This is a genomic window from Marinobacter salexigens (assembly GCF_002806945.1).
GTDB lineage: Bacteria > Pseudomonadota > Gammaproteobacteria > Pseudomonadales > Oleiphilaceae > Marinobacter > Marinobacter salexigens.
In genome coordinates this window covers 87,788-99,931 of the sequence record NZ_NIHC01000001.1, presented here as the reverse complement: position 1 = coordinate 99,931, position 12,144 = coordinate 87,788, and the positions used below count along the sequence as shown (strand labels likewise).

The following is a 12,144-nucleotide window of genomic DNA, read 5'->3' as shown; positions in this document are numbered from 1 at the left end:
GACAGCCCTGTGCCCGAATTACCCGAAGTAGAAACCACCAGACGCGGCATTGCCCCCCACTGCGAGGGCCAATCTATCGCTCGCATCAAGGTGCACAACGGCAGCCTGCGCTGGCCGGTGCCGACAGATCTTGCCGAGCGCATGGAGGGGCATGTTATTCGCGCCGTGGACCGAAGGGCCAAATACCTGTTTCTGCATCTCGACCATGGCTCTGCCATCATTCATCTCGGCATGTCTGGCAGCCTTCGTATCATCACCGAGAGCACGCCGGCTGAGAAACACGATCACATCGAACTTGTACTGGACTCCGGCGCTACTCTGCGCTTTAACGACCCGCGCCGGTTCGGGTGCTGGCTGTGGACCGACTCAGCAGCCTCACACCCGTTAATTACGAATCTGGGGCCAGAACCACTGTCGCCGGAGTTCGATGGCCGCTTGCTGTTCCACCTCTCCCGAAACCGGAACACACCAGTGAAATCTTTCATCATGGACAGCCATGTGGTTGTAGGTGTTGGCAACATATACGCCAATGAAGCACTTTTTAGAGCCGGCATTCACCCCAAACGCAAAGCAGGACGCATCAGTTTCGATCGCTACCAGCGCCTCGTGGAGGCCATCCGGGAAATTCTCAGTGCGGCCATTCTGATGGGCGGCACCACCCTGCGGGATTTTGTGAACAGTGATGGTAAGCCAGGCTACTTCGCCCAATCGCTCCTGGTATATGGCCGAGCCGGGGAACCCTGCCCCGACTGCACAGCTCCGCTCAAGGAAATTCGCATGAGCGGCCGATCCACTGTGTACTGCACACGATGCCAGCGATAGCCCAAGACCGCAGATTTCAGCACCGTATCCGTAAAATTCCGGCTTGCCTAAGGCCGGGAACTGCGGCAGCCTGAAGGAAATTATTAAAGCTGGGCCCGCTTATGATCAACTGGACGTCCCTCGAAACCGTGTTCCTCGACATGGACGGAACACTGCTTGATCTGCACTTCGACAATCATTTCTGGCTGGAACACCTGCCAAGACGTTACGCCGAGCGCAATGGCATTCACCCCGGCAAGGCCAGAGACCAGATCATCAGGATGATCATGGCTGAAAGAGGCACGCTCAACTTCTATTGCACCGATTATTGGAGCGAGCGTCTTGCCCTTGACATAACCGGACTAAAATCCGAGCTCAGTGACCGCATCGGCTACCGCCCCCACGTGGCGGACTTCCTTAAGTCACTCAAAAAAGCCGGCCTGCAGTCTGTCATCGTAACCAACTGCCACCCCGATCCTTTGGAGCTAAAACTGCAGCGCACAGGCCTGGACAGCTATGTGGATGGCATTGTTTCCAGCCACCAGCTGGGCAAACCCAAGGAAGACACCAGCTTCTGGAAGGATCTGCAACAGCTGGCGCCCTACCGTGCCGCTGCCACACTGATGGTTGATGACAGCTTTCCCGTACTGGAAAGCGCACGAACCGCCGGAATCGCCCAATGCCTTGGCATCCTGGCACCTGACAGCAAGAAAGCTGCAAATGAGACTCACCCGGAAATACACTGTGTGCACCACTTCGATGAAGTTGTGCCAGCCATTCATCAGCAAAGACCGTTCGCCAGCCAAAGCCTCCCACTGCCATCTATTGGCTGAGAGCGGTATAATTAGCGCATACGCCCATCAGGTGAGTAGACATGGCGGCATCCACTTCGGACGTTCAAAGGGTAAGACTTGATAAATGGCTCTGGGCTGCGAGGTTTTACAAAACACGCTCCCTGGCCAAGGAAGCTGTTGAAGGCGGAAAAGTCCACTACAACAGCCAACGCTGCAAGCCCGGCCGGCTGGTTGAACCAGGCGCATTGCTTACCCTGCGCCTTGGTTATATGGAAAAAGTGATAGTGGTAGACGATATAAGTGACCGTCGACGCGGGGCACCCGATGCCCAGAAGCTTTACCATGAAACCGAAGACAGCATCAAGAAGCGGGAAGATCTTGCCTGGCAACGCAAAACCATGCAGGCAGCACAATTGCCGCCGGCCAGACGTCCTTCCAAAAAAGATCGCCGCGACATTCAACGATTTCGGGACCAGAACAGCATCTGAACCAGACTGCTATACCGTCACCCACCGATTAAAGCACCCAGTATTCAGGAGAATCAGAATGGCATCCCGCGACCAGTTTCAGCGTTTTATATTTGAGCACAGCCAGGTACGCGGAGCCTGGGTGCAGCTTGACGATAGCTTCCGTGAAATCACCAGCCAGGCGCCCTACCCGGAGTCTGTAAAGGGACTACTGGGCGAAGCTCTCGTGGCCAGCATTATGATGAGCAGTAGCCTTAAATTTGAAGGCACCTTGTCCATACAGGCTCAGGGCGAAGGCCCGCTACGAACCCTGATGGCCGAGTGCAGCCATGACCGCAATATTCGTGGTCTGGCCCGGTTTGACGAACATGCGGTAAGTGAAGACAGCTTCCACAACCTGCTGGGTGACGGGCGCATGGCCATTACCATTACGCCTCAGCAGGGCAATCGTTACCAAGGCGTTGTACCCCGGGAGCGGGACAGCCTGGCAGGATGCCTGGAGGAGTATTTTGAGCGTTCTGAACAGATTCCCACCAGCTTTTTCCTATTCTCCAGTGAAACTCGTGCCGCCGGTTTGATGCTTCAGCGCCTGCCAGGCGCTACTGAAGAAGACAACGAACTCTGGGAGCGGGTAAACCACCTTGCGCGCACTGTTGAAGCCGCTGAACTACTGGAGCTGGACAGCGAAACCCTGTTGCACCGTCTGTTTAATGAGGAAATTGTGCGCCTGTTTGACGCCGAGCCTGTCGCATTCAAATGCAGCTGCTCCAGAGACCGAACCCTGGTGGCCCTTGAAGCCATCGGCAAGGACGAGTGCTACAGCATTCTCGAGGAACAGGGAGCCATTAATATGGATTGTCAGTTCTGCCACGCTCACTATCGCTTCGACAGAAACGATATTGATCATCTTTTCGCAGGCCACACACTGCACTGAGCATGATTGCAGATTCCCCCGGAAGCCAGCAATTCTGCGGCTTCTGGCGCAGTCGTTTTTTCTCGGCGCGTCTGGCATAATAGCGCGCCTGAATTGATCCGACTGTTCAGATTTCCGCCAATTTTCGGGCAGGCGGCCTGAGCAGTCACCAAGACATCCCGAGGGCGAGGTCGAAGTGAGCAACACTTATAATGATCTGAGTACAGCACAACTGGTAGAGCAGGCTCTGGCGCGTAACGAGGGCCGCCTGGCTTCCAACGGTTCACTGGTTGTAGAAACCGGTCATCGCACCGGCCGATCCCCTATGGATCGATATATCGTCGACGAACCAAGCACCTCTGACAGCATTCACTGGGGGCCTATCAATCGCCCGTTCGACGCCGATAAATTCGACGCCCTGTGGGAGCGCGTAGAAGCCTACATCGCTGAAAAAGACAGCTTTGTTTCTCTGGTGCATGTTGGCTCCGACCCTGAGCACTATTTGCCAGTAAAGATGACCACAGAGACTGCCTGGCAGAACCTGTTTGGCCGCAACCTGTTTATCCGCCCGGAAAGCTACAATCAGGCCGACAAGCAGGAATGGCAGATTCTGAACGCTGCCAACTTTGAGTGCGTGCCAGAACGCGACGGCACCAACAGCGATGGCTGTGTGATCATCAACTTTGCCCGCCGTAAAGTGCTGCTGGCTGGCATGCATTACGCCGGCGAAATGAAGAAGGCTATGTTCTCGGTGCAGAACTTCCTGCTGCCGGAAAAAGACGTGCTGCCGATGCACTGCTCTGCCAACGTTGGTGAAGATGGCGAGACCTGCTTGTTCTTCGGCCTGTCCGGAACTGGTAAAACCACCCTTTCCGCTGACCCGGACCGTTTCCTGATTGGTGACGACGAGCACGGCTGGGGCCCCGGCACCGTATTCAACATCGAAGGCGGCTGCTACGCCAAGTGCATCGACCTGAGCCAGAAGAACGAACCCATCATCTGGGACGCGATCCGTTTCGGCGCGATTGTTGAAAACGTTACCATCGATCCGGAAACCCGCGAGCCAGACTACACCGACGTTTCCCTGACCGAGAACTCCCGCTGCGCCTACCCGCTCGAGCACATCGAAAAGCGCGTACTCGAAAACCGCGCCGGCGAGCCGACACACATTGTATTCCTGACCTGCGACATGACGGGCGTACTGCCACCTGTGTCTATTCTGAGCCGTGAAGGTGCAGCCTATCACTTCCTGAGTGGTTACACCGCACTGGTTGGTTCTACAGAAATGGGTTCATCTTCTGCACTGAAATCTACCTTCTCTACCTGCTTCGGCGCCCCTTTCTTCCCGCGTCCGGCAGGGGTGTACGCTGAGCTGTTAATGAAGCGTATGGATGAGTACGGCAGCAAGGTTTTCCTGGTTAACACTGGCTGGACAGGTGGCTCCTACGGTGAAGGCTCGCGCTTCAGCATACCGACGACTCGAGCCATCATCAGCGGAATTCAGAACGGTGAACTGGACGACGTAGAAACTGAACACCTGCCGACCCTCAACCTGAGCGTGCCAAAGCAGGTACCGGGCGTTAATTCTGCCCTGCTGAACCCGCGCAACACCTGGGCCAGCACAGACGCATACGACAAGAAGGCAGAAGAACTGATTAAACAGTTCGTGGAAAACTTCAAGAAATTTGATGTTTCCGATGCAATTGTAGAGGCTGGCCCGAAACTCTGAGTTAGCCGCTCCATAAAAAAGCGCCGTGCTGATCAGCACGGCGCTTTTTTTGTTTCAAGACTGAGGCTTCTTGCGGCGCCTCAGGCATAGAACATCAATGGCACGAAGGCCACTAGAACCAACGAGATACCCATCGCAATCAGTGGCATGATTATACGCTCGTGGCGCTGATAGAAGGTGCCACCTTCTTGCTGAGCGGCCAGTACTTCGGCCTCTCCTACCACTTGTCGCGTTAGCAGGTGATTCAGAGCAACCGGTGGGCTCAGGTAGCCCAGTTCAAACGCCACCAGAGTGACCATCCAGAAGTGAATGGGGTGAATACCGCTCGAATAGGCAATCGTTGCTACGGTGGCAGTTACAAGAATGACAGCACCGAAGGCATCCATAATCATCCCGAGAATGACCAGAATCACCACCATCAACATCATGGCAGTCCAGGCACTATCAAATGCTTGAGGGAAAGCCTGCATAACGTGTGAGCGTTCGATGACGCCACCGATACTTACTGACAGGCCTAGCAGCAACAGCAAAGCACCTATCTCTGCCGTGGTATCGTTAGTGGCACCACGTACACTGCGCTCCAGCCCTTGATGGTTAATGTCACCGGAGGCTTTACCCTTCCTGCTTCTGAAGCTTATGTGCTCATATACCAGGATGGACAACATAATGACCGGCAACAAACGCGGCGCCGAAAACTCATCCATGCGCACGTCCAAGGCATAACGGTAAAACAAAACAACGCCTGCAATTACAAGCGCATAGGGAACCAAAGACCGCAGAGCCTTAAGCGTGGCCGGCATGGCTTCGGAGCTTGATGCCAGGTTGAACTTGCTCTGTCGGTTAACAGTGAGTGCGACTGCGCTGAACATAGCAGCAGTCAGCACAAACACCCAGATACCCCAGCCAAACAGGTCGTCTGTAGTCACTTCCCGGTTAAGATAGGCGATCACAACAACCAGCAGGCAGGGTCTTAAAACCACGCCAAGGGAACCCGACATGGCAGTGGCAGCAAGTGCCAACTGCCGGCGTGCACCGGCCGCCCGCAGTTCACTGTAGATAACCGCACCGGCAGCAATAACAAAAATACCCGAAGCGCCGGTATACGCAGTCGGTACCGCAGCTACAAGTACAGCAACCACAGCGAGCATCTCCGGAGGCATTCGCCAAGGCCGGAATATATTGAACACCAGTGTGGCCAGACGGGTTTGCTTGAGCATCATGCCCACCCAAACGTACAGCCCTACATTCAAGAACATATCTGCAAGCTCTACCATCTTGCCAAGATAGATACCGATGCCTGAAGCGTGGCCAATCAGAACAAAGTAGGTACCGGAAATGAGGCACATCACGGTATACAGCGGTACCGCCAGAAAGGCTTTGTTCATCTGGCCACCTGGCGCCAGGCCCGGTGGAACACGAACCAGCCGATACAGGCTGGCCAGTGTCAGGCCCACAAACCCTGCAACCCAGAAATCATGAAGCAACAGATCTTCGGATGAGACGACCGTTCCCGTATTGAGACTGGTCTGGCGAAAAATGAGACTGGAGCCCAGCAACATAGCGTTAGCGACTGTCTGAAGCGTCAGAGACACGGTGTAGTCCAGCCGGGTTTCCATGGCTCGCATGGCAATATGATGACGAGTGAGTGTTGCCGTTGCTGCACACAGCATAACCAGCAACACCAATATGTAGCGTTGTGACTCAAGCCCGAAAGCGATCAAGTCTGCTATAAACAGCTCTACGGCCCGGTAGGCTTTAACGCCAGGGGTAAGTTTGTCCTTGAGCTCCTCATAACTATGGAAAGCGGTTTTACATTCCGCTATGGAACGCTCAATGGCTAGCCGCACATCGGCAGGGTTTTTCTCCTGGGCCCCCAGCAGCATGGCCATAGGATCATCATCGGCCGGTTGCTTGGCCAGCTCTTCCGCCACTGCAGCTTCTATATCCCGCTCAGCGTTACAAGTTGGCTCAACCGGATCCATGCGCAACTTGTAATAACCGCTCCAGAGTTGCTCACCGCCCCGCAACATCTGGTTATGGATATCGCTGCTTGTAGAAAAAAGAACGACAGACAGCAAAAGCAAACAGGCAGGCAGCGATGAAAACCACTCCAGGCCGCTGCGACGAAAACTAGCCTTGGTCATAGCTATACACTCTGGAACGTTATCAGGTTAAAGCAGACCATCAAGGTCCATGGTCTCAACTTCTTTCTGCTGGTCATCCCAGAAGGTACCAAGCTGGCCCAGCGGTGTACGGTGGCCAGTATTCTCAACCCACAAGCGGTCAGAAATCGAAACGATTATGTTGGTTGCCATGGCATCCACAAATGCCCACTTTTCATTTGAAGCCTGCTCTTTCAGCGACTCGGCGTGCTTGCGAACCACCGACTTCACCCCAGCCTCATCGCCCTTGTTAGTGGCAGCAATGGCATGAAATACATGGCTCAAACGCACACCTGCCTCCTCACCCAGCTGATCAGTAATTGCCAGCCGTTCAAAGGCATCTTCGCCCTCGGGTTGCGCGCCAGGCATCATGGCCCACACTGTCGCTTTAAGTGCCATAGGCGCTCCCCACCATTTATCACTCTCAAGGCAGCCAGAGGCGCGAGCGACCACCGCACCTACGTTTTTGGGTACACCGATGGAGGAAGTTGACTGTATCTCTGCATTCAATGCCTGCAGGCCGGAAAGCAGGCCGGCAAGGTAGATAAACTCATCCAGATCGTCGTCAAAGTCCGGGCATTCACCAGTGCCTGGCTCACCATAAAACGTGTTGTGATGCTGCCATCCCTTAAAGTAACGCCTGGAAGCCAAAGCGTATGCCCGCTTCTGGCGGATCATGGCATCTTCCGCAGCATTACCATTTCTATCGTACATAGCCGCCAGCGCAGCCAGTTCGTGTTCTCGGCCCTGGTCTTCGGCACAGCCACCCGCCGACAGGTAAAGCATGACGGCCAGCTGGTCCGGCTCACTGGTCACCCTGCCAAAAGACATAAGAAGCGGAGCTGTGGCCTCACTCATGGCACAGCCCATTGCCAGATCACCGCTCTCCAGTAGATAGGGAACCGTATGATCGCGGGAGAAGCCCTGCATCACGTCGCCGGTGGTTTTGTACATCATGTTATTGATAACACCACAGCCTGACAGCAACGTACCGAGGCTCAAAGCCACAGCAATGCCTTTAAAACGTGCAATTGCCTGTCGAACCACCTGCCCGGACCCTGTCAGACGGGAAGGATTCCGCCTGGAAGTCTGTGTCAATGAAATCCCGGTATGCATCATCATGTCTGAACCTTCTTAACGTTTTGCATTGTTATTCTTAACGCACTGTTAGCCGGGCATTATGGCCTACAGCGCTCGCACATTTTGAGACTCGCACCGCAAATGACGCTTGTGTACACAGTTTTTCGTGGTTCCTGAATTTGCACAAAACTCCGTGAGCCGCTATAGATTCAGGCAGTCGCACTCAAGCTGGATTGCGGCTTTGATAAACAAAAACAAAAAAGGGATACCCGATGCGCAAACCTGAACTCGCTGCCGCTGTCGCAGAACGCACAGGCCTTTCACGAGAAAAGGCCAGCGAAATTATTACTGCATTTACAGATCAGATCCTGGCTGCCGCAGCCCGAGGGGAAGACACCACTCTTATGGGCTTTGGCACGTTCAACATTCGCTCCCGCGAAGCCCGAGACGGAAGAAATCCTCAAACCGGGGAACCAATCCGTATTCAAGCCAGCAAGACTGTGGGGTTCAAAGCAGGAAAAGCATTCAAGGACGCGCTCCGCCCGGACTGAACATACGCTCTCGAAGCATGGGAAAGAGCCCTGCCTGAAGAGCGGGCTCTTTCCACTAAAACGCCGATCAGGAAGCGCACTCAGAGCGCGTAGCATCCACACGACAACGTATAGCCTTCATGAGCTTGATGGCGCGCTCATCGTATACACCATCATCAAGCAGTGAAAGACGAACCTTTTCCAGCATCTTGTCGTACTCGGCTGTATCTTCCTGAGGCAGATACATCCACACATCTTCCGGTATCTCGGACTCTGCCTGAGCAATGATGTCGTAGGCCTCGCCCATGCGCTTAACCGCTTCATCACGGACGATCTGCCCGGCTGAATCCGGGAAACGATCGCGATGGATTACGATCTGGAAGTTCATGTACCCCAGTGCGTATTTCACGACTCCACCATTGGGTTCGACACCTTTGTACAGCTCCAGCGGCGTGTAAGCCACCGCCGGGGCATAGGCAAGATCAACACTGCCATTATTGAACTTGCCCGCAAAGTTCGCGGAGTTGGAGCCCACTACCGACGCACCAACGTGACGAACCATGCGAACAGACGCCTGGTCGAAATCCAGCGTGGCAATGCGCTTGCCTTGAAGTTTCTCTACGGAATTAATGTCGCGATCACGGGTATGGAGGTAAATCGCACCCGCGGGGAATACGCCTGCAACCTCATAAGGCCCATCCAACAACAGCGGGCGAGCATTGGGCTGGCTAAGCGTGTTGTAGAGCAACCGCATTTCTTCTTCACCGGGAACAGCACCCATGGCTTCCAGGCTGCCGGTAAACTTGTTGAATTCACGCGCACGAGTGCCGGTAAGCATCACAGCATCACACTGACCCGCCTTGAAATCCTCAGCAGCAACCTTTTCATCCGTGTAAGCAGTCAGGTTCAGCTTGATGCCATTTTGAAGCGCAACCGGCTGAAAGGTTTTCGTGATAGCAAACAGTGGCCCGTTGGCACCAACCGGATCAAACACACAGAAGCTGCGCTCGATAACTTCATCGGCGGCTGCAGTATTGGTTTGGGCAGAACCCATCGAGGGCAGGAAAAAGCTGGCACACAAAGTGACCGCCATGGCCACCCTTTGTGGGAAGGTTGTTGATGTCACGGGATAACTCCTGAATCATTATTGTCTGGCTGCAGCACTTATAGTGTGAACTGCCTGGCCTCGTACTTGTTATAGGTGCCGACATTATGCCGGCAGCCACAAGAATACGTTGGCACAGGTGCCTCGACTCAAGAGTTTTTAAGCAACATTTAACATTATGTGATGGTGTCGACAAAGATTAGCCGACCTTTGACGCATTTTTCGCTGCCTGCAAGCAGCTCAGCCAGACACCCAGGCCTCACGCCCTTCGATATAGGTGTGCCGCACCACTCCGGGTATAGACCGATTAAGCGCTGGCGCATGGTGCCCCGCCGATATCAACGACTGCCTGCTTGGTGTCCACTGGGCATCTGGATCAAATATGCAAAGATCCGCCACTTCATCCTGTTCAAGAGTAGCATTCACCCCGATTACCGATGCCGGGCCTGTCGTTAGCGCCCGAACCAGTTCAGCAAGGCTCAACTCTCCCGCCTGAACAAGCCCAAGACCAAGAGAGAGCACGCTTTCGATACTCGAAAGGCCGGGCTCAGTGTCTGGCAAAGGCGCCTGCTTGGCTGCGCTTTCGTGAGGCAGGTGCTGGCTGACTATTGCATCAACAACACCACTGCGCACACCAGCTACTAACGCCTGGCGATCTGCCTCAGAACGCAGAGGAGGACGTAAGTGAAAACGGCTGTCGAAACTTGAGAGCGCATCTTCGGTATAGACAAGTTGGTGCATAGCCACATCACAAGTTACCGCGATGCCCCGGCGGCGAGCTTCAGCGATCATTTCCACGCTGCGCCCACAGGATATCTGGCTCAGGTGCAACCTGGCGCCGGTTTCTTCTGCCAGCAGCAACATTTCCATCAGGGCAGCGGTTTCTGCAACTTCCGGAATTCCAAGCAGGCCAAGTCGAGCCGACACCAAGCCATCATGGGCATAACCATCAGCCGCCAAAGACTGGTTTTCGGGTCGCAACATCACAGTAAGACCAAAAGTCTGGGCGTATGCCAGGCAGCGGCGAAGCACCCGGGCATTGCTTACCCCCCGGGAGCCGTTGCCAACAGCGACACAGCCGGCAGCGGTGAGCCCGGACATATCACTAAGTAGCTCGCCGTCAAGGCCGCGGGTTAGCGCACCTACCGGCAATACCCGAATCGGAGAGCTGACATAAGCGCTGTCCTTGATCAGGTTGGTCACCGCTCTGGAATCGTTCACTGGCGAGGTTTCTGGCGACACGCACACAGTGGTGAAACCGCCCCGGGCTGCAGCGCGGGCCTCTGAGACCATATTGCCCTTCTGGCCGTTACCCGGTTCACGTAGATTGCAATACAGGTCTACAAACCCCGGAGCAATCACGCACCCTGTGGCATCAACAGACTGGTCAGCATCGGCGCTTTCAGCCTTTGCTCCCGTGGCGGCGATACGACCATTTTTGATTAGCAACGCGGTGTTAGAGACTTCATCACCGTGGCCATTCAGAAGTCGGCCACCGGTAATTTTAAGGCTGGCACCGGAGTTATTGTCGTTACCGTTCATGCCTGGCCTCGCTCGGTTATCTCATTCAATTTCTGCTGCCTTTCAGCCACCTGCCCACCCATGGCCATGGACATCACGGCCATTCGGATGGCAATGCCATTAGTCACCTGATTCAGAATCACCGACTGAGGACCATCTGCCACGGCAGATTCGATTTCCACACCTCGATTGATCGGGCCCGGATGCATCACAATGCACTCCGGATGGGCTAGCGCCAACTTCTCCTGGCTCAAACCATAAAGCCGGTAGAACTCGCGCTCACTGGGTAACAGGGCCCCTTCCATACGCTCTTTCTGAAGCCGCAGCATAATCACCACATCAACATCTTTCATGCCTTTGGCCATGTCGTATTCCACTGTGCAACCAAGGCTCTCAACATCGTTTGGCAACAGGGTACCAGGGGCTATAACTCTTACCTGCTCTGCCCCCAACTCATTCAGAGCGCGAATCTGGGACCGGGCCACGCGTGAGTGCAGGATGTCGCCCACTATGGCGACTTTCAGGCCCTCAAACCCACCCTTGTGTTGGCGAATGGTCAGCATATCGAGCATCGCCTGGGTGGGGTGGGCATGGCGCCCGTCACCGGCATTGATGATGGCTACCCCAGGCGTAACGCTTTCAGCTATAAAGTGAGGCGCCCCACTTTGGGCATGGCGCACAACAAACATATCGCTGGCCATGGCCTCAAGATTAAGAAGGGTGTCTGAAAGTGACTCCCCCTTGGAGGTGGCGGAGGTGTTGATGTCGAGATTAAGCACATCGGCGGAAAGCCGCTTGGCGGCGAGTTCAAAGGTGCTTCGGGTACGGGTGCTGGCTTCAAAGAACAGGTTCACCACCGTCAGCCCTCGCAGCAGCGGCACTTTCTTGATGCTTCGCTCACCCACTTCGATAAATGAATCTGCGGTATCGAGAATATCGGTCAACAACTCCCTGCCCAGACCGTCCAGAGTCAGGAAATGCCGCAATTGGCCATCCCGGGTTAGCTGTAAGTGATTGGGGGAAGCTGCGTTTGCCGTCATGG

General features: G+C 54.8%; 11 protein-coding genes. 6 read left to right on the top strand and 5 right to left on the bottom strand.

Annotated features, from left to right (window positions below; translation table 11 throughout):
- The first annotated feature begins 9 nt into the window (after window positions 1-9).
- The 5 genes from mutM (at window position 10) to CDH47_RS00465 (ending at window position 4,704) form a co-directional block, all read left to right on the top strand.
- Complete coding sequence (gene mutM / locus CDH47_RS00485) at window positions 10-822, top strand: bifunctional DNA-formamidopyrimidine glycosylase/DNA-(apurinic or apyrimidinic site) lyase (protein WP_100637881.1); 813 nt, start codon at window positions 10-12, stop codon at window positions 820-822.
- 101 nt (window positions 823-923) lie between these two features.
- Window positions 924-1,634, top strand: a complete 711-nt coding sequence (gene yrfG, locus CDH47_RS00480; protein WP_100637880.1) for a GMP/IMP nucleotidase — start codon at window positions 924-926, stop codon at window positions 1,632-1,634.
- 41 nt (window positions 1,635-1,675) lie between these two features.
- Window positions 1,676-2,083: a ribosome-associated heat shock protein Hsp15 gene (gene hslR, locus CDH47_RS00475; RefSeq protein ID WP_100637879.1), complete on the top strand. Its 408-nt coding sequence runs from the start codon at window positions 1,676-1,678 to the stop codon at window positions 2,081-2,083.
- Between the two features lie 58 nt (window positions 2,084-2,141).
- Window positions 2,142-2,996, top strand: coding sequence for an Hsp33 family molecular chaperone HslO (hslO, locus tag CDH47_RS00470; RefSeq protein ID WP_100637878.1), 855 nt, complete (start codon window positions 2,142-2,144; stop codon window positions 2,994-2,996).
- 175 nt (window positions 2,997-3,171) lie between these two features.
- Window positions 3,172-4,704: a phosphoenolpyruvate carboxykinase gene (locus CDH47_RS00465; protein ID WP_100637877.1), complete on the top strand. Its 1,533-nt coding sequence runs from the start codon at window positions 3,172-3,174 to the stop codon at window positions 4,702-4,704.
- Window positions 4,705-4,784: 80 nt separating this feature from the next.
- Here the strand turns inward: CDH47_RS00465 and CDH47_RS00460 are convergent, their stop codons facing one another.
- Both CDH47_RS00460 and CDH47_RS00455 read right to left on the bottom strand, forming a co-directional pair.
- Window positions 4,785-6,848, bottom strand: coding sequence for a TRAP transporter large permease subunit (locus CDH47_RS00460; RefSeq protein WP_100637876.1), 2,064 nt, complete (start codon window positions 6,846-6,848; stop codon window positions 4,785-4,787).
- Window positions 6,849-6,875: 27 nt separating this feature from the next.
- Entirely contained in the window at window positions 6,876-7,964 is a 1,089-nt protein-coding gene (locus CDH47_RS00455; RefSeq protein ID WP_338037984.1) for a hypothetical protein, read from the bottom strand.
- Window positions 7,965-8,218: 254 nt separating this feature from the next.
- Between CDH47_RS00455 and CDH47_RS00450 the strand changes: the two genes are divergently transcribed.
- Window positions 8,219-8,497 carry an HU family DNA-binding protein gene (locus CDH47_RS00450; protein ID WP_100637875.1) on the top strand — a complete coding sequence of 93 codons (279 nt, stop codon included), beginning with the start codon at window positions 8,219-8,221 and terminating at the stop codon, window positions 8,495-8,497.
- Window positions 8,498-8,564: 67 nt separating this feature from the next.
- On the opposite strand, the gene CDH47_RS00445 is transcribed toward CDH47_RS00450, so the two are convergent.
- The 3 genes from CDH47_RS00445 to CDH47_RS00435 form a co-directional block, all read right to left on the bottom strand.
- Entirely contained in the window at window positions 8,565-9,530 is a 966-nt protein-coding gene (locus tag CDH47_RS00445) for a putative solute-binding protein (RefSeq protein WP_420843655.1), read from the bottom strand.
- 291 nt (window positions 9,531-9,821) lie between these two features.
- Window positions 9,822-11,123 carry a dihydroorotase gene (locus CDH47_RS00440; RefSeq protein ID WP_100637873.1) on the bottom strand — a complete coding sequence of 434 codons (1,302 nt, stop codon included), beginning with the start codon at window positions 11,121-11,123 and terminating at the stop codon, window positions 9,822-9,824.
- Window positions 11,120-12,142 carry an aspartate carbamoyltransferase catalytic subunit gene (locus tag CDH47_RS00435; protein ID WP_100637872.1) on the bottom strand — a complete coding sequence of 341 codons (1,023 nt, stop codon included), beginning with the start codon at window positions 12,140-12,142 and terminating at the stop codon, window positions 11,120-11,122. Before CDH47_RS00435 ends, CDH47_RS00440 begins: the two co-directional genes overlap by 4 nt.
- Between the last annotated feature and the right edge of the window lie 2 nt (window positions 12,143-12,144).